20 protein-coding genes are annotated in these 21220 nt (G+C 41.0%); 4 read left to right on the forward strand and 16 right to left on the reverse strand.

All coding sequences use genetic code 11. From position 1 onward, the window contains the following. The first annotated feature begins 54 nt into the window (after positions 1-54). Positions 55-573, forward strand: a complete 519-nt coding sequence (gene fldB / locus AACQ38_RS12235; protein WP_165578257.1) for a flavodoxin FldB — start codon at positions 55-57, stop codon at positions 571-573. Positions 574-594: 21 nt separating this feature from the next. Here the strand turns inward: fldB and AACQ38_RS12240 are convergent, their stop codons facing one another. Together AACQ38_RS12240 and sdhE are read right to left on the reverse strand one after the other, a co-directional pair. After that, positions 595-1011 (reverse strand): protein YgfX, encoded by a 417-nt coding sequence (locus AACQ38_RS12240; protein ID WP_113025073.1) that lies wholly within the window; start codon positions 1009-1011, stop codon positions 595-597. After that, a complete protein-coding gene (gene sdhE / locus AACQ38_RS12245) occupies positions 992-1258 on the reverse strand; it encodes an FAD assembly factor SdhE (RefSeq protein ID WP_011147735.1) in 267 nt (88 codons plus the stop codon). The genes AACQ38_RS12240 and sdhE overlap by 20 nt, the downstream gene beginning before the upstream one ends. Before the next feature lie 177 nt (positions 1259-1435). Between sdhE and ygfZ the strand changes: the two genes are divergently transcribed. Both ygfZ and AACQ38_RS12255 read left to right on the forward strand, forming a co-directional pair. After that, on the forward strand, positions 1436-2425 hold the full coding sequence (gene ygfZ, locus AACQ38_RS12250; protein WP_165578241.1) for a tRNA-modifying protein YgfZ: 990 nt from the start codon (positions 1436-1438) through the stop codon (positions 2423-2425). An 11-nt stretch (positions 2426-2436) separates the two neighbouring features. Next, positions 2437-3042 (forward strand): HD domain-containing protein, encoded by a 606-nt coding sequence (locus AACQ38_RS12255; RefSeq protein WP_011147737.1) that lies wholly within the window; start codon positions 2437-2439, stop codon positions 3040-3042. Between the two features lie 931 nt (positions 3043-3973). On the opposite strand, the gene AACQ38_RS12260 is transcribed toward AACQ38_RS12255, so the two are convergent. The 11 genes from AACQ38_RS12260 to AACQ38_RS12310 all read right to left on the reverse strand — a co-directional run bounded on the left by AACQ38_RS12260 (position 3974) and on the right by AACQ38_RS12310 (position 16815). Further along, positions 3974-5278, reverse strand: coding sequence for a hypothetical protein (locus tag AACQ38_RS12260; RefSeq protein ID WP_165578258.1), 1305 nt, complete (start codon positions 5276-5278; stop codon positions 3974-3976). A gap of 679 nt (positions 5279-5957) precedes the next feature. Then, positions 5958-7253 (reverse strand): hypothetical protein, encoded by a 1296-nt coding sequence (locus tag AACQ38_RS12265; RefSeq protein ID WP_165578242.1) that lies wholly within the window; start codon positions 7251-7253, stop codon positions 5958-5960. A 466-nt stretch (positions 7254-7719) separates the two neighbouring features. Next, a complete protein-coding gene (locus tag AACQ38_RS12270; protein WP_278249244.1) occupies positions 7720-7842 on the reverse strand; it encodes a hypothetical protein in 123 nt (40 codons plus the stop codon). Between the two features lie 302 nt (positions 7843-8144). Then, positions 8145-8291 carry a hypothetical protein gene (locus tag AACQ38_RS12275; RefSeq protein WP_165578243.1) on the reverse strand — a complete coding sequence of 49 codons (147 nt, stop codon included), beginning with the start codon at positions 8289-8291 and terminating at the stop codon, positions 8145-8147. 50 nt (positions 8292-8341) lie between these two features. Then, complete coding sequence (locus tag AACQ38_RS12280; protein ID WP_011147740.1) at positions 8342-9874, reverse strand: MFS transporter; 1533 nt, start codon at positions 9872-9874, stop codon at positions 8342-8344. A 21-nt stretch (positions 9875-9895) separates the two neighbouring features. Continuing rightward, on the reverse strand, positions 9896-10783 hold the full coding sequence (locus AACQ38_RS12285) for a prephenate dehydrogenase dimerization domain-containing protein (RefSeq protein ID WP_165578244.1): 888 nt from the start codon (positions 10781-10783) through the stop codon (positions 9896-9898). After that, positions 10776-12851, reverse strand: coding sequence for an aminodeoxychorismate synthase component I (gene pabB / locus AACQ38_RS12290; protein WP_165578245.1), 2076 nt, complete (start codon positions 12849-12851; stop codon positions 10776-10778). Before pabB ends, AACQ38_RS12285 begins: the two co-directional genes overlap by 8 nt. Next, positions 12832-13173 (reverse strand): chorismate mutase, encoded by a 342-nt coding sequence (locus AACQ38_RS12295; protein ID WP_207631850.1) that lies wholly within the window; start codon positions 13171-13173, stop codon positions 12832-12834. Before AACQ38_RS12295 ends, pabB begins: the two co-directional genes overlap by 20 nt. Before the next feature lie 61 nt (positions 13174-13234). After that, complete coding sequence (locus tag AACQ38_RS12300) at positions 13235-14509, reverse strand: 8-amino-7-oxononanoate synthase family protein (RefSeq protein WP_109791754.1); 1275 nt, start codon at positions 14507-14509, stop codon at positions 13235-13237. A gap of 24 nt (positions 14510-14533) precedes the next feature. After that, entirely contained in the window at positions 14534-15385 is an 852-nt protein-coding gene (locus AACQ38_RS12305; RefSeq protein ID WP_165578247.1) for a HemK/PrmC family methyltransferase, read from the reverse strand. Next, the gene (locus AACQ38_RS12310) at positions 15382-16815 is read right to left on the reverse strand and encodes an NAD(P)/FAD-dependent oxidoreductase (RefSeq protein WP_011147746.1); all 1434 of its coding nucleotides are present in this window, start codon (positions 16813-16815) and stop codon (positions 15382-15384) included. Before AACQ38_RS12310 ends, AACQ38_RS12305 begins: the two co-directional genes overlap by 4 nt. A gap of 1547 nt (positions 16816-18362) precedes the next feature. On the opposite strand from AACQ38_RS12310, the gene AACQ38_RS12315 reads away from it, so the two are divergent. Continuing rightward, positions 18363-18542 (forward strand): hypothetical protein, encoded by a 180-nt coding sequence (locus tag AACQ38_RS12315; RefSeq protein ID WP_158537605.1) that lies wholly within the window; start codon positions 18363-18365, stop codon positions 18540-18542. 825 nt (positions 18543-19367) lie between these two features. Here the strand turns inward: AACQ38_RS12315 and AACQ38_RS12320 are convergent. From AACQ38_RS12320 to cdiI, 3 genes are all read right to left on the reverse strand, one after another. Next, the gene (locus tag AACQ38_RS12320) at positions 19368-19541 is read right to left on the reverse strand and encodes a PAAR domain-containing protein (RefSeq protein WP_165578259.1); all 174 of its coding nucleotides are present in this window, start codon (positions 19539-19541) and stop codon (positions 19368-19370) included. Between the two features lie 274 nt (positions 19542-19815). Further along, positions 19816-20262 (reverse strand): GNAT family N-acetyltransferase, encoded by a 447-nt coding sequence (locus AACQ38_RS12325; RefSeq protein WP_165578248.1) that lies wholly within the window; start codon positions 20260-20262, stop codon positions 19816-19818. 407 nt (positions 20263-20669) lie between these two features. After that, entirely contained in the window at positions 20670-21026 is a 357-nt protein-coding gene (cdiI, locus tag AACQ38_RS12330) for a ribonuclease toxin immunity protein CdiI (protein WP_165578249.1), read from the reverse strand. Positions 21027-21220 lie beyond the last annotated feature (194 nt).

Raw genomic sequence — 21220 nt, forward strand, 5'->3', positions numbered from 1 at the left:
CAATTATTCTGTTACAATGCCAATCCAGATATTCAAAAACCATAATGATTAATGATGAAGATTGGTCTTTTTTACGGCTCAAGCACCTGCTACACCGAGATGGTAGCAGAGAAAATCCGCGATATCCTTGGCGAAGATTTAATTGATCTTCACAATATCAAAGAGACAGCACCTGAATTAATGGAAACGTATTCTGTCCTGATTCTCGGCATCCCAACATGGGATTTTGGCGAATTGCAGGAAGATTGGCTGGTTATTTGGGATCAAATCCCTTCCCTCAATTTACAAGGGAAAATTGTCGCCATGTATGGTATGGGGGATCAAATTGATTACAGCGATTGGTTCCTCGACGCTCTCGGTATGCTATATCACCATTTACGCCCTTCAGGCGTGCATTTTATTGGCTTCTGGCCAACTGAAGGCTATGAGTTTACCAGCCCGAAACCATTAACGGATAATGGCTCACAATTTGTCGGGCTGGCTTTAGATGACGTAAACCAGTATGAACAAACTGATGATCGTTTATCGCAATGGTGTATGCAAATCCTGCAAGAAATGGAGCCTCTACTTTAACTCAGGAAAATTCCAGCTCAATCAGATATCAGGATATTGCAACAACAGTTGATTAATATTCCTCCATTCATCCTGTGGCATACCATCGGATGCGACCCATAAACGGATTTTTTTCTGGTTATAAAAAGATTGAGCCGTAATTAATACGCCATAACGACACAACCACGGCCGCCGGATAATTTGCCACTCATGCTTCTTCCATTGCAACTTATTATCACTGAGAAGAACTAAAAGCCCTTGAGATTTACGGATATTTTTCTGGCTACGCCCCCAACTGGCAATAATCAACAGTACCAAAGGAAGCCAGAAAATCCAGAAAATAGCGTCATCCGCAGGCCACGGAGCAAGTAGTACGATAAGCGCTATTGCACCATGAACACAGGTAGAAATTAGCTGGGTATGCCAAGATACCCTGAGATCACACTTCCACAGGACCACGATCTTTATTTCTATTCTGAATAAGTTTAATCATGCGAAATAACTCTTCATCTTCTGGACGCCCATGATTCATTAGCCAGTTGAATAGATCAGGATCAGCACATGCAAGTAAGCGAATAAAAAGTCGTTTATCATCATCACTGAGTGAATCATATTCATACTTAAAAAACGGCATAATTGAAATATCCAGCTCACGCATTCCACGCCGACATGCCCAATGAATACGCGCTTTATTATCAATATCCATGTTCAAAAAATCCCCTTTTTAATTCTCATTGTTAGTTTTAACGCTATTAGCCATTTAAGTCGCCCGGCAAACTCATGCATCATGCCAGCTAATAGCAATAATAACTACTTGCATTGTGCTTCAGCTCTTTTACCATTATGCATCATTGGCTCAAATATCTGACTGGCAGGATGTGTCATGGCTTATAAAACTCCGTTCTCTTCACAATTTCCATTGTCTTCATCGACCCTTCCCCTGACATTAATATCACTAGATGACTGGGGCCTGGTAACCGCAACTGGACCGGATACAGAAAAATATCTACAAGGTCAGGTTACAGCAGATATTTCCGCACTTGCAACGAATCAGCATGTGCTTAGTGCGCATTGTGACGCAAAAGGCAAAATGTGGAGTAATCTGCGCCTCTTCCATCGTGGTGAAAGCTTTGCTTATATTGAACGTCGCAGTGTGCTGGAAAATCAGCTTACAGAATTAAAAAAATATGCCGTATTCTCCAAAATTGCTCTTGCTCAGGATGAGAACGCGCTACTGCTCGGTGTTGCAGGTAAAAACTGCCGGCAAGCATTAAGCAGCTTCTTCCCAACCTTGCCGGATGCGGATAACGCTGTCGTTGCACATGAAGCCACCACACTACTCCATTTTTCCTTGCCGTCTGAACGTTTCCTTCTGGTAACAAACACCGTAACCGCTGAACAGTTAACAGAAAAACTTCAAGCTCAGCTTAATAACAGTGAACAGTGGTTAGCTCTGGATATTGAAGCTGGCTTCCCAATCATTGATGCCGCAAATAGTACACAATTTATTCCCCAAGCAACTAACCTTCAGGCATTGGCGGGAGGGGTATGCTTTAAAAAAGGGTGTTATACCGGTCAGGAAATGGTAGCCCGAGCTAAATACCGCGGAGCAAATAAACGTGGCATGTACTGGCTGGCTGGCAGTGCCTCTAAAATTCCGATGGCCGGAGATGATTTAGAATGGCAATTAGGAGATAAGTGGCGGAGAACGGGTACCGTTTTGGCTGCCGTTAAGTTGAATAATGATAATGTCTGGATACAAGTCGTCATGAATAATGATATGGAAAGTCATAGTGTATTCCGCGTCCGTGACGATGAAGGGCATTCCCTCACTATTCAGCCTCTGCCTTATTCTCTCAACGAAGAAAAATAGATGAGGTTTGTATGTCGTTAGCAGTATCTGTCGTTGATTTTGGCCCCTTTACCAATATCGTCGGTTTTTTAATGGAGTTGGATAAGTTAAAGAAAGTTCAGCGGCGAATTAAGTTACTGGATAACCATCGTCAGGAAAATTCAGCCGAACATAGCTGGCATTTAGCTATCGCCGCAATGAGTTTTGCGCCATATGCACAAGAAGTAGATATCCAACGAGTTATCCAGATGGCATTAATTCACGATATCGTAGAAATTGATGCTGGTGATGTGATGGTTTACGATTTGACGGCTCGTGAAGCTATTCATGAACAAGAAGTTAAAGCCGCCAACCGTCTTTTTGGTTTACTCCCCGAACCACAGAAAAATCATTTTATGTCACTTTGGCAAGAGTATGAAGCAGGAGAAAGCCAAGACGCCCGTTTCGCCATTACACTGGATAGACTAATGCCGATTCTGATGAATCTGCATAATAAAGGACAGAGTTGGGTAGAAAATAATATTCGTTTTGAGCAGGTGATTAACCGCAATAAATTTATTGCCAATACCTATCCTGAATTGTGGCAATATCTGCTGCCACAATTGGAAACTGCACAGAAGAAAGGTTGGCTGAAATAATTTTTCTCGAAAATTTTACACTACAAATTCAGTGCACACATTAACCCTATGGTGCACTGAATTAACGACAGAACGACAGTCGTTTTGATGAAAAACCTTAGATTTCACCCCGATAATCTCACTATTCTTAATCTACTCGTTTCCAAATAGTTTGTGTTTAGGAAATAGAAATAGACTTTCTTTAATCGCACTCTTGCAATTCGCCGTTAACATATATCTGCCCTACATTTCCTGTTCGCTCTCCTGGGCTTCCTATCCCTCCATCTATACCCGTCATTTCTCATTTTTTCCATTAATTATGGAAAATATTTCTGTGATACGTCACTACCTTTTAATAGATACTAATTAAATTTCAATTTTATACTTATCTCATGAAGTATTATTATAAAATACAAATAAAAACAACAAGTATAATTGTATTTTCAAAAATCACCATAAGATATAAACCCATAGATATTATTGAATAATGAAATTATGAATATAATTTAAATTAAAAGTAGAAAATAACTCTCTTTACCAGAAGAGGATTTTTCCACGAATAAACTCAACCTTTAAATACGCTACATTCTTGACCATCACGAGTTATGTCGTGAAGACGTTCAAATTTGATTTTTTGTTCTGATATAATAAATATTTTCATGGCGAGAATAATGATCTCCATTTCGGGTAAAATCAAGCATCTTCAATGAGTACGGGTATATACCCTATGGATTTCAAGATGCATCGCGACGGCAAGGGAGTGAATCCCCGGGAGCATAGATAACGATGTGACCGGGGTGAGCGAGCGCAGCCAACAAAGAGGCAACTTGAAGGATAACGGGTATACAATTAAATATTGCTGGCACAGAAAAATAAGACCACCAATTATGCAAGCTGGATTCAACTAATAAGTGAATTTTTCAGGAGAGGCGGTCAGTTGCTATACTTCAGCTTATTTATAGTCTTCAAGCCAGTCTAAAGTCTGATTATCACTATGCTGCCGTGCATTACCGTTAACATATATCTTGCCAGAAGTCCCTGCATTGCCGGATTCTCCATCATTACCCGCTTCACCAGACACTCCAAGATAACTATTAGCATTTAATCCTCTACTACCAACACCACCTACTCCGCCTATTCCTCCCTTACCACCGCCCCCTCCATTACCGCCATCTCCTCTATATGACAGAGCATTAATTACTGGCTGACCCTGAGTGAAATTAATATATATGTTACCACTGTCCCCACCGTTACCCCCATTACCGCCATCTCCTCCATTACCGCCATCCCCTCCCCTTCCTCCATATCCAGCACTACATTTGTTTGTTGCAGCTCCTCCATTTCCACCATTCCCTCCATTCCCTCCATTACCGCCATATCCACCCTTTCCACCCTTACCACCTATCGATGCCGCATTGACTACTCCAGTAAAAATGTCAACATTAATAATTACGTCATTTGCACTGCCACCTCTTTTGCCATCCATCCCTGGTGCTCCCGAAGAACCGCCAGTTGCATCAGTACCTGATGTGGATTTAACAGAGCAACCATGTTTATTCTCTGAACCAATATTACCATTGCTGCCATTAACCCCATTACTTCCCTGTTCACCCTCAAAACCATCGCCTCCATCAGAGCCTTTACTGATAATGCTCTGCTTTTTATCATTATTGCTGTTCCCTACAATAGTATTAGCTTCGATCTTACCATTAGTGCGGTAAATAATTTGACCTCCCGGTTCAATGATTATCTGGTCATATACCAAGACAACGGGTTCGCCATAATCATCTTTATCTTCAACAAGCAATGGTGCATCTGCGGTAACAGTGATTCTTTCGCCAATGTATAACGCAATCTTTATTGGGAAACGCTTAGCATTAAGCATTTCCTCATAATCTTTGACTAAAGCAGAATTACTATACATATAGGCCCTAAAAGCTTTACACAAATCAATATGATAACCCGTGACATTTGCCAGTCGTTCAGCAGAAAATGGTTCAGGTAACGGATGATGAGGTTCCATTTTGCCAGGGCCATACTCACTGTCAGGTATACCGCCGAGTGCCTTCAACTCTTGTATGGTTTGTACCGTAAAAAATGCAGGTGGCACAGTCGCTGTCTTCGGATCGTTAGAGAATATTACCTTACCGTCAAAATCCGAGGTCTTAAGTTGCTTTGGCTGCCGTTCTACACCAATCAGATGATGATTCTGATGTAATATTGCCAAAGTTTCAGCAACCGTTCTTATTTTATCCATAGATATTCTCCAGAATTTAAATTTATACCCGTCATCTTTCAGTTGGCTGCACTCTCTCACCCCGGTCACATAGTTTGCTATGCTGCCGGGGATTCACTCCCTTGCCGTCGCGATGCATTTTGAAATCCATAGGGTATATACGCATTTCAACAACGGGTATGCCAGAAAAATAATTTCTATAAGAATCAATTAGGCAAGTATTTATCCACGTTACAGAAAGCGATTGAATGCGATATTTAAATGACACAATTTAAAATATTAATGTAATTTCCCACTTTTTTCATTAATTAAGGAGAATATTTCCGTGATACATCACAACCTTTTAATAAGTACTGACTAAATGCTTCAATTTTATATTTGTCTCATTAGGTATTATTAGAAAATACAAATAAAAGAATATAATCATGATTATATTCTTCAAAAATCACATTGAGCAACAGGCACTATTGCCATGCCGATAACAATCGCCATTAATTTACCCAGGAACCAATGCAAAATCGGCTTCATACTCAGCACACTTGTAAAACCTGAGTGGCAAAAAACGAAGCCAACCAGCAAGGCCAGCCCCAATAAGTATTCAGTAATTCATAATGTAAACCACTTGAACATAAGCAAAACCAAGATCTGCCCCCATTTCCCCTTATTTATCGTCGTTCAGACCCGTCTGATTGCGGCACCACTAGCGATTAAGTTTCCGATCAGATTCCCGTTCATGACCGTTGACATATATCTTGCCGGTGTTACCGTCATCTCCAAATTCTCCTTTAAGACCATCTTTACCATAGTCCCCCTGCAAACCATGTACACCGAGTACTCTGGTACTATTTCCAGGTTCACCCCCTATTCCTCCCCAACCGGCCTTCCCACCTTCCCCACCAAGACCATTAATTGACACAACCTGAAGTACTGGACTACCGTCAGAGTAATTAATATATATGTTACCACTGTCCCCACCTTTACCCCCCCTGCCTCCATTGCCTCCATTTCCTCCAGTGCCCCCATTCCCTGCCGCCCCAGCAGGACACCACTTGATTGTTCCATTGCCCCAATTACCCCCATTACCCCCATTACCCCCACGCCCCCCAAGACCGCCTCTTCCACCGTTACCACCGTTACCACCTATCGTTGCCGCATTTACTGTTCCAGTAAAAGATTGACTAGTAGTAACAGTCAGGTCATTCGCATTTCCAGCTGCTGCACCATCCCCCCCTAATCCTCCGACAGAACCGCTGGCTCCATCAGTACCTGATGTGGCGCTAATTAAGCAGCCATTTTTACTATCTTTACCATCTTTACCATCACTGCCATTAGCCCCTTGATTTCCTGGCGCACCATCAAGACCATCGGCGCCATTACTGCCTCTATTGACAACATTCTCCTTTCCAGTATTTTCATTCCCTACAATAGTGTTAGCTTCGATTCGACCATTAGTGCGGTAAATAATTTGACCTCCCGGTTCAATGATTATCTGCTCATACACCAAGACAACCGGTTCACCATAATCATCTTTATCTTCAACAACCAATGGATTATCGGAGGAGATAGTCATTTTCTCGCCACTGTATAACGCAACCTTCATCGGGAAGCGCTTAGCATTAAGTATTTCTTCATAATCTTTGACTAAAGCAGAATCACTATAGATATAGGCCCTAAAAGCTTTGCACAGATCAATATGATTACCAGTGACATTTGCCAGTCGTTCAGCAGAAAACGGCTCCGGTAACGGATGATGGGGTTCCATTTTTCCAGGACCATACTCACTGTCAGGTACACCGCCAAGCGCTTTCAACTCTTGTATGGTTTGTACCGTAAAAAATGCCGGTGGCACAGTCGCTGTTTCTGGATCGTTGGAGAATATTACCTTACCGTCAAAATCCGAGGTCTTTAGTTGCTTCGGCTGTCGTTCCAGACCAAACGGATAATGATACTGATATAATATTGCCAAAGTCTCAGCAACCGTTCTTATTTTATCCATGTGAATTCTCCTGAGTTTAAATTTATACATTTAGAATAACTTCATATATTAATTATCTATCTAACCAAGTTCCAAAGTTTCTACTATTATCACTACCGGTTATGTCACTAACTTGCTGATAGTCAAAGTTTTGCCTCTGGCTAATCACCAAATTAGCCATAACGAAGACACCGATTTTTCTAGCAAAATATACAGCTACTTCAACAACAGGTAGGCCAGAAAAATAATTACGATGAGAATTAATTAGGTAAGTATTTATTCACTTTACAGTGAGCAATTAGACGCAATATTGAAATTATACCCGTTATCTTTCAAGTTGCTTCTTTGTTGGCTGCACTCACTCACCCCGGTCACATAGTTATCTATGCTCCCGGGGATTCGCTCCCTTGCCGCCGCGATGCATCTTGAAATCCATAGGGTATATGCAATTTAAAATATTAATATAAATTCCCACTTTTTCCATTAATTATGGGAAATATTTCTGTGATACATCACTATCTTTCAATAGTAGCCAATTAAAAATTTCAATTCTATACCCGTTATCTTTCAAGTTGCCTCTTTGTTGGCTGCACTCACTCACCCCAGTCACATAGTTATCTATGCGCCCGGGGATTCGCTCCCTTGCCGTCGCGATGCACCTCGAAATCCATAGGGTATATATTTATCTTATTGAGTATTATTAGAAAACACAAATAAAAACAATAAATATAATTATATTTTTAAAAAACCCCAGAAAAATAGAAAACTATAGATATTATTAAATAATAAAATTATGAATGTAATTTAAATGAAAATAAGAAAATAAGAAAATAAGAAAATAAACGCTTAAATGACCGATAAAAAAGTAAATAAAATAACCTTAGTAATAGGCAATACATCAAAATAACTGAATCAAACAATATACCCGTCGTCTTTCAAGTTGCCTCTTTGTTGGCTGCACTCACTCACCCCGGTCACATAGTTCTCTATGCTCCCGGGGATTCGCTCCCTTGCCGTCGCGATGCATCTTGAAATCCATAAGGTATAGAACCAAATCAATAATTATCATAATGCAGTGCAGCCATTTACAATGGCTGCACGTCAAACTATCAATACTCAAGCACTTGTTCTTTCTGCGGAGCTTTCAGCAAACGCCAAGCGAGCAATACCACTCCTGCGGTCAATACCACTGTCATCCAGCTCATCATATGAATAGCGCTGGTGAATGATTCCGCCGCTGCTGTCATCAGCTTCTGCCCCTCTGATTCAGCTAATGAATTCGCGACAACGTAAGCCCCCGCTAAAGTCTCTAAAGCTAATCCCGTCTGTTCCTGAGAGATCTCATTTGGTAATTGCAATGTCATACGATAGAAAGCAGTAACCAATCCCCCCAGAATAGTCGTACCAAGTACAACACCCACTTCATAAGCAGTTTCGCTTATTGATGATGCCGCCCCTGCTTTAGAGGAGGGTACTGACGAAAGCACCAAATCGTTAGACACCGAAGCAATTGCCCCCACACTAATATCTAATAATGCGAAAGCAACAATCAGAGTGACTAAATCACTGCCGATACTCGCGACCAGAAGAAATGCAATACCTGCAATACTCAGCAAAATTGGCACCAGATAATGAGCCGGAACCCGTTGAGCAATAGGCACTATCGCCATACCCATAACAATTGCCATTATTTGTCCAGGAACCAATGCCAGGCTAGCCAAAATCGGCTTCATACCGAGCACAATTTGCAAGACCTGTGTGGCAAAAAAGACAAAACCAACCAGCAATGCCAAACTCAGTAAGTTAACAATAATCGAACCCGTGAACATACCATTGCGGAACAGAGAAAGATCCATCAACGGCACAGGCAGACGCTGTTGTCGGCGAACAAATAGCACACCAGCAATAAGACCAACCGACAGTTCGAGTATTACACTTATTTCAAACCCATCACTAGCAAGGTGTTTAATCGCGTAAACAATACCAACCATAGCAACGATCGATAACAGAACACTATACACATCGATAATGCCCGTCTGTTTTTTATCGGACTCTGGCAATAACATCGGTCCGAAGATCAACAATGGCACTAATACCGGTACTGCCAATAGAAAAATTGAACTCCAATCGAAGAATTGTAATAGAACACCACCCACTACAGGACCTACGGCCGAACCGATAGTTAATGTTGTCGCCCAGATAGCAACAGCCAATCGACGCTGTTCACGATCCTCAAAAAGAACGCTGATCAAAGCCAAAGTTGAAGGCATCAGCATCGCACCAAAAAATCCAAGTACGGCTCGCCCTAAAATCAATTGTTCAGGTGAAGTTGACAGTGCTGTGAACACCGAAATAACCGTGAACCCCAAAGATCCAAATAACAGTAATGAACGATGACCCACACGATCGCCAATACTTCCCATTGATACCAGCAAACCAGCCAATGCCAATGAATAAGCATCAATTATCCATAATTGCTGGCTTGCACTGGGTCCCAGAGCTTCAGCTATTTTTGGTAAAGCAAAACTTAAGATCGTATTGTCCACAGTCACTAGCAATACTGGTAACATCAATATCAGTAATCCTAGCCAATTTCTGAGTCCTGCCCGCCCGTTAGCCTCAGCAACTCTATTTAACGACATCCCCTCAACTCCTATCCTATCTCATTCAAGCGTTGAAAAAATATGCTGGCAATCAGCAGCACTGATATCAAGCTGTTCCCCCAGTTGTTGCGCAATATCTCTGAGGTTATTGCCAAATTCAGTTTGATCGCCAGCCTGTACTATCGAATCTAACTGTTGTATGGCATGCAGCAACGCCTGACGCGGTTCGGCAGCCATCGGATTTTCATATTGAACGTCCCAGTACACTTCTATTGGATTGCGTAAGATCCTTGATAATAACGCCAGCATGGTACGCATGGGCGGTGGCGCAATAGTTGCCAAGGTACGAATATCTAACGGACTTTTCGCCAACACCAAGCCAAAAATCAGTATCGCGGCATGGGGCAAAGCCTGACAAAGCGCCATAACCTGATCGTGTTCCTCCGGCGTCATCCTACTGATACGCATATCAGCCTGCATCAATACCCGCTCAATCCAATGTTCACTAACATGACAGTTATCGAGAATGACTGCAACTGGCCTTTTTTGCTCCGGCAAAGATGGCGAGAACATCGGGTTAACACCAATGAAAGGCTGCCCGGGGGCGGCAGCTCTTAATGCAGAATAAAAAGGGGCCTGAACTGAACAGGTTGACACGATCTGTACATCATCACCAATAGCAGATAACACCCAAGGCAACGCTTGTATGGCGACGGCTTCCGGTAAGGCAAAGACGACCGCCTTTGCCCCACTCAAAACCGCTCCAGCATCAGCAGCCGGGTTTAAGATATCAATCTGACAGTAATGAGAATGATAGTAATGAGAACGCACTCCCTGCGTTCGTTTGTCAACACTGTATACAATATGACCACATTGAGTAAAAAGGCGCTCTAATAAAGAACCAATAGCGCCTTGCCCACCAAGAATGACCACTTTATGGTTACTCACACACTTCCTCCGCCATATGACTAAAACTGAAATATGGCACACTCGCTTTGACCAATGTCTCTTCAAATTCGCCATAAGGATCAGAATGAGCAACAATTGCCCCCCCAATGCCGAATTCAGCACACTCTTGATGTAACACCGCGGTGCGTATCACAATGCTCAATTCCACTTCACCACTGAAAGATAACCATCCAAGCGCACCGGAGTAAACACCACGAGCCGATGACTCTAAAGCATCAATAATCTCCATCGTGCGCTTCTTCGGTGCGCCGGTCATTGATCCTCCTGGAAAACATGCCCGGATAGCCTCTATGGATGACGTTTCTTCACATAATTGACCGCGTATGGTCGAAACCAATTGATGTACAGAAGAGAAGCTCTCAACTTTAAATAATTCAGGTACATGCACACTACCTGGACGACATACCTGATTAAGATCATGGCGCACTAAGTCCACTATCATCAGATTTTCTGCCCTATCCTTAGTAGACTGACTCAATTCCATCTGCAAATGCTGATCATCGGCTGCCGTTTTTCCGCGTGGCCGGGTCCCCTTAATCGGTCTGGATTCAATATTTCTGGCGTCATCAATACGTAAAAACGTTTCTGGTGATGCACTGAGTACAGAAAAATCCCCACAGGCCAGATAAGCGCCATAAGGTACAGGACTGGCATGACGCATACGCCGATAAGCGTCCAATGGATGTCCTGAATAAGTCATCTTGGCCCTATTCGTCAGACAGATTTCATAGGACTCACCATCTGTGATGTATTGGAGTGATTTATGGATTCCATCCATATATTTCTCAGCGCCATATTCCAGACAAATCTTATTTTGATCAACAGCGCCAGGAATAAAGTCAGGTATCACTTCACCGGTATTTTTTGTATTGGTAACGAAAAGTTCCGGTGACCAATGATGTGGCTGCCCTATTGGTGTGATAAAACATTCATAAAGTTTACTCTGCTGATGATCGAAGACAAAAAAATGCGGAGTAAATATTAAGCTGGCATCAGGATGTTCTGAACGATATTTGTTGCTGCCAATTGTCAGCGCCTTTAATTCATATCCTAAATAACCAACAAACCCGCCTTTAAATACCAATGGCATCGATTTTGGTGTCGAAATTGCCACCACATCAAGCAACTGAGACATCAACGAGAAAAAATCTCCCTGAACAATCCTCTCGCCATCAGGACCGATCAAACGCAAATTCTCAGTCTGTACACTGTATTCAAGTCTGACAGCACCTTGTTCATTACCGCTGCCCATCATTGAGAAGCGGGCATTGGGTCTATCAGAATTTTCACTATCAAGCCAGAAAGCATGCGTATCATTGCCATAACGTTGAATAAACAAGGATTCAGGATCGACTATCTCCTTACATTCACGATAATTCAGGTTGAGATCTTGTCTTCCACCTACTGCAAGATAAGCCTCATTGATATCAGTACATATATTCTGAGCGGTAACTTCCTGTTCATTATTCTCTTTATACGTCTCCGCTATCCGCACGAAATTACTGAGTAGCTCACGCCCATATTCAGAATCAATCGATTCAGGATGAAATTGAACCCCCCAGATCGGCCTTTCGGTGTGCTCAATTGCCATGATTAAGCCATCATCAGTCCAGGCAGTACATTTCAGATTGTCGGGCAACCGGGTACATACCAACGAGTGATATCTGACCACTTCAAACTGTTCAGGCAAACCGAGGAACAATCCTTCTCCGGTGTTGCTGATGCGACTACGATAGCCATGTACCGGATTGGGGGCATGTTCTACAACGCCGCCAAATGCCAGGTTAATCCCCTGATGACCGAGACAAATACCCAACAGTGGCACTTTGGCATGTGCAATAACTTCAGCACAGACCCCAAAATCACTGCTTTCAGCCGGATGTCCTGGCCCCGGAGAAAGGACTACCGCATCATATTCGTCTATCGTTAACTCTTCATAAGTCAAAGAATTGGTGACTACGGACGGCACACTGCCCGTCACTTCATACAGATATTGAGCAATGTTTTGCGTAAAGGAATCATAATTATCAATGAGCAGTATTTTCATTATTCTTTACTTTCTCGTGTAACAACTGGTCAATCAGCTCTTCTTCTCGACGGCAAGTCTCTTCAATAACCAGTTGAAATATTGATTCAGTATATTCAGGCCGTAACCCAAAATCGGTTGATTTATCCCGCAACATATTCAATAACGAGGTAATACGTTGTGGCTGCATTATCGGAATATCCTGCCCCGCTTTTACCTCAGCGATTTTCATACAAACTTTCATACGTTCAGAAAGCAGTGCCAAAATCTGCATATTAATAACATCCAAAGATTCCCTGTAAGGTTGTAATATTTCCTGTTTATTTATTATTGCTTGAGTCATATGTTTGATCTTAATCACTGATTCATTTCAATTATCTTCTTTATCGATAAGCGGGTGTCATTTACACCTGTGGAACCACAGCCTGTGGCTCAACCCAATTCAGCCCTTTTTCCCTTATTTCAAATAAGGTATTTGCTAGCTGCTTGATTTCACCTGCCTGATGCTCACTAGAGAAAGCAAAGCGTAACATTGCATTGCCATCCGGGACCAGTGGATAAAATACCGGGAATAATAAGATGCCGTTATCACGCAGCAAACGAGCAGCTTCAAGCCCTTCCGCTTCATTTTCGAATAAAGCGCCGCGAACGGGAGATTGTACACCCGCATTCATCAAACTGTTCTCCATCAGAGAATCAAACAGATTGATGTTGTTCCATAACTGCTCTTGCCGGATGTCTATCTCAAGGCTGAGATGAAGTCTTGCTGAGGCAACGTTAGCGGCCAACATCGGCACCATGATCGAATGACCAAAAACCAGAGGATTCGCTAAGGTACTGATCACTTCGACATCATCGGCACCTGCAACCACCACAAAACCCCCGGCACCACCAAATGCTTTGGATAATGAACCTGCAAGTATGAGGTTGGATGGCAAAATATGGTCAAGTGCAGCAAAAGCATAACCCGCACCATGACGCCCCATAATGGAAATACCATGAGCATCATCTACATAGACATAGCCTCCAGCAGCAGCCAACTGTCGCGTTAATTCTGCAACCGGAATTAAACCATTCATTGAACCAATACCATCAATCAGCAGGATAGGTGTCCGCTGATTCTCCTTACAGTTCTGCAAAGCTTGCTGTACTGACTGCGCATCAGCACTATCAACCCGTGATACCGGTCCGAACTGTTCGAGAATACCGCGTAAAACCTGCATAGAGGCATGAGCAGTTTTATCCATCAACCAATGTACAGGCCGAGAAAGAGGATAGTTAGGTAGAGAGCCACTCCCCAATAACGGCAATACACCAAGATGAACATTACTGGTGGAAGTAAACACCGCAACGGCACCACCTTGATAAATCTCTTCCAGCAGTTTCTCCAATTGCCCCAAATATTGCGGGCGCATCGCTCCACGGGATGATGACAAATGTATCCCTGTTTTAGCCATTGCCTGATTTGCCGCTTCAATTAACGCAGGATGATGTTCTAATCCCAAATAAGAGCAGGAAACAAATTCAGTAAAGACTTTGCCTTCCTCCGTAGTCATTTGCTTACCTTGACGTTCAACCACCGTGAAACTGGTCAAACCTTCGTCGATAGCTTGCGCTAAGGCACCGGTTGTCCGTGACCGACGAATTGTCATCCAGTCCTGCTTATGTTTTACATCCATTATCTAGACTCCAACTGTCTAAGTTCAAATGCGCTTACAACCAACAGTGATTACCGAACTGCCCGTTGTGTCAGAAATATCTTCATCGATAATAGTTCGTACCGAGGAGAAGCCAGCATCTGAAAATAATGCTCTGACACTCTCTCCCTGACTTTCACCATGTTCAATAACTAACCAACCTTCTGATTGCAGTAGCTGTTTAGCTTGTTTGATAATCAACCGTGCTAAGTCAAGCCCATCATCCCCCGAATACACCGATGCATAAGGATGATGTTCCTCCCATTCCGGTAATATTTCCTGCTGTTCTGGCACATAAGGTGGATTAGCTACAATCAACGCTACCGATCCGTTAAATTGAGAAAATGCTTGCCAATCCCGTAAATCTGCTTTTAATGCATCGGCTTTAATTGCCCAATTCGCCAACCGATAGATATTGCGCGTCAGGTATTGAAAAGCCACATCATCATATTCGACACAAGTGACCTTTAAATCCGGGCGACGTTTAGCAATAGCTAAACCGATGGCACCACTACCGGAGCATAAGTCCAGCACCACAGCCCCATGAGGCGCTTGATATTCATTCTCCAGCCATTTATGAATAACTTGACTATGAAGGCGCGGAATAAATACCCCGGTCCCCACTGTCAGAGGCAATCCATCAAAATCCACAGTACCGACAATATGCCCAAGTGGTATTCGGTTACAGCGTTCATGAACCGCAAGCATAAATTCATCACGGGCGCGGTCCTTACAACGTCTTTCCAGATAACGGTCAATCAGGCACGTGAGATCAGTTTCCACATCCCAAACGTCGGCTTCTGACAGTAATTTCCTGGCGTTATCAATGACAACTTGATCTTTCAGCGAAAAACTCATGACCAAGCCTCATAATAACTGCGTAACCGTTCACGCATGGATTGATAAATATGGGAGAAGGCAACCAACTCTGGCGGTGGCGTGAATTGAGGGTGAAGAGACTCAATTAAATTCTGATAATTGCGCATCATCCCTTCATTCAGCAGTGGCAGCCAGTAAGGTTTAATATCCCAACGATATTCGTAACCGGTAGCAAACATTTGTTGAGCAGTCTCTTTCGCCATCACGTCACGGGAGAAGCCGACCAACGGAGGACGAACTGGATTGAAATCATCAAGATTAATGAGTGTATTTTCTACTCCCGTCAAAGCATTAGCCACATAATCCGCTAATAACGGTGATTGATGTAAGCCATCACGGTAAGTCCCGGTCGCCAACCAAAGACCATTCACGCCGCATTCGCCAATCAACGGGAACCCATCAGCCGGGATTGGCCGGTTACCAACCTGAATTGAGAGGATCTCAGCATCATGTAAATTAATATCCAACTGATCTAACGCACAATCCAACAAGAACTGCACATCAGAAATCAGTGCCTGACTGCGTGGTTTTTCAGACAGAATATTGGTCGCGCCAAGATACAGCACACCATCACCACGTGGCACACAATGCAGCCCACAGGCAAAGGCCCGGTTAGGGGTACGGATGACCGAAGTCGGTAATTCTCTGCCTTTCGGCATCTTGACCAGAATGGATACCCCATAGCCAGCAAAGATTGGCGGAATTTGGCGAACAATAGAAGGTATATTTGATAACAGATCCAACGAGTGTGCACCGGCAGCCACGACGACCTTATCTGCCATTAAACGTTCGCCACTCAGCAATTCGACACCGGTAGCTAAACCCTCTTCAATCAACACACACTTAACATTCTCTTCTTTAAGGCTTCCACCTTCAGCCACCAATGCCGCATCCAGCTTTTCCAGCAATAAATGCGAGTTCAGCGCATGCTCATCAGGGATGTACAAAGCACGAAGCGGGCGCACTAAATCGTTGGGCTTTAACCACTCAATTTCACGCGGATCAATGGTTTCATAAGGTGCCGCATAATCGTTTAGGGTTTGTTCGATAGCGTCATAATTGATACTGTCAATCTCTTCCATCCCGGCAGTGTTGAGTATCACGTGAGTGCCTTTAGCCGTGAACAGTGATCGGGTATCACCGGAAGAGTCAGCTAACCGTTGCGCCCAAGCCGGCCAAAGCTCTTTGGAAATACAATCCATATTCAATTTCAACTTACCGTGTTCACTCGCTAATAAACCACTGGTAATTTCGCCAAAACACCCATTCATTGCACCCGCCGCTTTCGAAGCAGCATTAGTTCGATCAGTCTCTCCAACCCTACAAACCGAAAGATTTCTGCTTGCCAGCTCATAGGCGATTGAACCTGCAATTGCCCCGGAACCAACGACAATAAAGTCGTATTTCACTTATTTACTCCTATATGGCCTGTGGCCAATTTATTTTAAATATGTTGTCAATAACGACGGACAAATAATTACCGCCCTCTTATAGTGAGGATATTTTTACTGCTTTACATCAATTGTAAAAAATAACCCTGTATTCATCAGTAATTAAAATGACGAATCACACTCAGATTTACACTAAATTTAAAAACAAATATGCAATGACAAATTATCACATTGGAAATAGTTTCAAGTTATCATCAATTAAATATAATAACCCATGTAAATTAATTTATGAAAATTAAAATTCACAATAAAAACAACAAATTGAACAATGTCATAAAATATCATTTATATTAAATGCATATAATAACCAAAGATATTATTATGTTTGAAATAACATTTGCGAATCAGGGAAGAACAATAATCATCAAATACAAAACTGTCAAATAAATTTAGTCTTATATTATAAATAAAAAAATCATATAAATATTTTCAGTATAAAATAAAAACAATTTATATTTAAATTGTTACGGGGAACAATATTCTAAATACCTTTTATTTTTCAATAAAAAAACAAAAATTCTCAAGAAAGGTGTTTTTTTAAATTTATATTTGCCATCAACTTTCACCAATATAGATAAATGTGAAACATAAGTTATTGTATTGTAATTGATTATTACATTGGTGATTATTTACAACCAACGTGCACATGGTGAACATTCATCTTTCAGATTATTGACTTTTAACGTCTCGACTATCACTGCTGAGTTTTCCTCAGTAATAAAACGAGAAAATTTGTACTGACGGTTTACATGGGAATGGCATTTTGCTACCACCAGAGGGATTTAACCCTGTTTTTAATGTCTTTAATCTTTCGGTGTCGCGTTTTCTATTGACTCCAACGATCCAATTTGTTCAGGTTAAGTTATATGGATTGCCATTTTTCATTCCATTTGAAAGCAAATGGTTATGCAGTTTTCACTCATTAAGATAATGATTAACCACATCTTTATCCCAAGGTGATAAAACAGGTATTAAGAAAATCCGTTTTTAGCTGTCAGTGTGGTTTTAAAATCAGGAAAAAAGAGCAAGTACATCATGTTGTTAACATTATTCACTTTCTCTTTTTACTTTCATTTGCCCTTTTTAGCGATCGTAAACACCTTTTTATCGGTAATGATTCAACTAAGGGTTAAAAAAATCAACATATTATTAATGCCCATTTTTAAAAGGTACAGCGTGATTTTAAAAAGATTATTTATTGTCATATTTAATATATCTATCGGTGATATTATTCTTCGCTTGCTTCACATTTAATTAATCTACCATGATTATTTAAATGTGATAATAAAGAGAAATTAAATTTTTTATATAAAAGGTAGATTTAATTAAATAAGTAAAATTTTTTAATAGAACAGTTAATTACATTTAATCGAAACCCTTCAATCATTAACAGAAAGTTAAAAAGAAATAAGCAAGTAAAAGAATATTACTCATACAGTTTAATATTCAAAATCTTTATTTCCATCATTTTACGCAGCAGACCATTAAAATAATGTCATAAAAAAATGGGTTTTACAGGTTTTACAGGTTTTACAGGTTTTACAGGTTTTACAGGTTTTACAGGTTTTACAGGTTTTACAGGTTTTACAGGTTTTACAGGTTTTACAGGTTTTACAGGTTTTACAGGTTTTACAGGTTTTACAGGTTTTACAGGTTTTACAGGTTTTACAGGTTTTACAGGTTAAAACTATCGTTAAAACTATCGTTAAAACTATCGTTAAAACTATCGTTAAAACTATCGTTAAAACTATCGTTAAAACTATCGTTAAAACTATCGTTAAAACTATCGTTAAAACTATCGTTAAAACTATCGTTAAAACTATCGTTAAAACTATCGTTAAAACTATCGTTAAAACTTTATACCGATTAACCTAAGATTTCAGACAATGATTTTTAATTTTAATAACAGTCTAAAGCCTACCTATTATAACGCCATCAGTGAAAAATTAAAAACAAAAATTGATTTTATTGATGCTTATGCCTCCTGGGGAAAATGGATAAATAAAAACATGAATAAGTTAATCAGATAATTTTTTTCAAAATGAATCGTCTTTAATAACACCTTAAACCAAGGAATAAAATTTTTCATAAACCAATTAAATCATCAATCATGAAAAATCTGAATAACACCCCTTAAAATAAATGATTTAACGGCATACGAATTAGATTACTTTCAGCGTTATTATTTTACATTGATTATATAAAACCGTGATATGCCCTATGGATTTCAAGATGGATCGCGAAGGCAAAACAACGAATCCCCGGGAGCAAACGATGTGACCGAGGTGAGTGAGTGCAGCCAATAAAGAGACAACTTGAAAGATAACGGGTATAGCTTAAACCAGCTTTACACTGTTTTAGCCCATCTAATAACATCTCTTTTTTACTGTTTGATTTAAACCATTCTTATTTTTATACCGTCAGTGTGATTTAACGCTAAAATCAATTTAATATCATTATTTTTACGAGTTGTTTTCACTCGCTGTTAACGGTTAAATACCTGTTGCTTGTTAACTGCTGATTTCTCGCCTAAATGCTGAACCTTCCGCAATCGAACCTGTATTTTTACAGGCGGGACAAAACACGCTGTCACCGATACAAGCAACGGGTTCACCTTGTTTGGTTAATCCTGAACCTGTCAGCACAGTACTGTCCGTTATTGTGGCATCCCCTTTCAGGGTGATTTTTGTTCACACCAATATCAATGACTTTTTGCAGTGGAGGAAATTAACTAAAATTCATGAACACGGAGTAGTGTGCATAGTTATGCATAAGCTTAAAACCGCGTAAAACAGTGTATACGCGGTTTTTTCGAAGATAATAAGTAAAAAGGGCTTTTAGCTGAAATCCGCCCTAAATGGCGTGCAGGCGGTTCTGGCAGCGGATATTATGGTAAATATAAGGCTGTGAGTTGATGCTTCGAGTATGTGTTTCCAGTGATCAGATTTGAGTGATTTCTTATGTTTCTTGTCCCAGTAAAAGACTCATGTCAAAGCCTGTAATCCGAAAGCCTAATTCTCTGTAAAGGCTTATAGCTCGATGATTACCAGGTGATACTCTTAGTTCTAACTCTTGAGCCTTTTCAGTGAGCAGCTCATCTATGAATGCGCGGATAAAATGCTTCCCTATTCCCTTACCCTGAAACTCCGAGAGCAGTATGATGTCTGACAAAAATGCTGAGTTATCTTCAAGGCTAAACCAAATGTAACCCACCGCTTGGCTCTCTAGTTCGTAAATTCGGAAATATTGATTTGGTGTGTTGATTCCTTCTGGCAGAGTAGTTCTAAATGAATGCAATGCTTCTGTAACCGCTTTTTTTCGGCTGTAGAGGTGGTTTTCCATTAGATCTTCAGCATAATCCTCTAAGGACCTCTCCGCCCAAAAATCAAACTCATCGTTTCGCATAGGCCGGTAAGCTACTTGCCTGATTATTTCTCTGTGTTTTGTTACCAAATCGAATCTCTCACTTTCTGTCTGAAGCGTAATTCATGGTTAAGTGCCGTTTTATCGGGGTTGCACGTGGGTAATTGTGATTAATAACTTCAGAGGAAGTTTACCCCTAAGCAGCGGAACTATGGAACTGTTTTTTTGCTTTTGCGAATCAGCGGCTTAGTAGGAGAGCATAAAAATGTGTGGGGCACTTATGCGGCCAAACAGTTAAAGAAGTTTCACCTGGCAACCTAAAGCGTCGCCAAACCAGAGGGTTGACATGGAGGAGAACCACTTAACGGTATAAGTATTCATGGGTCATAATCCGGTTGAATTACCTATTTTACAGCCAAACAACTCAAGTGCCCCACAGAGACTGTAATTTATATTGATATCTTTGCCAGTAGCTCATTAATTTTAGCTGTATGTTCTGGATGAAGTTTTAGATACTTTTCACCCGCTAATCTGACATAGTGATAACAGGTTTCTTCACTGACTGTTATTGTATCTTCATCAGTTGGCGGATAACCAACAGCAAACTGAACACCTTCAAAATATTCATCTTCACTATTCACGTCAGGGAAAAAGCAATATACACCATCTAACATAAAAGATTCTTTTTGAGCAATATTTTCTACGGCATCTAAAAAATGCTCGTCATTATACATAAGGTCAAAATAGCTTTTTATGATCCAGTCAAAATTAGCATGATCATAAGGTAGCTCAAATAAAAATTTCATTTATTATGTCCTATTTTGGATGGAAATTACTTATCCCACCTGTCTTATTATCAATATATACCCGTAATCATTGAAGATGCTTGATTTTATCCGAAATGGAGATCATTATCCTCGCTATGAAAATATTTATTACATCAGAACAAAAAATCAAACTTGAACGCCTTCACGACACCACTCGCGATGGTCAGGTACGA

Source organism: Photorhabdus sp. RW14-46 (assembly GCF_963887965.1).
Lineage (GTDB): Bacteria > Pseudomonadota > Gammaproteobacteria > Enterobacterales > Enterobacteriaceae > Photorhabdus > Photorhabdus laumondii.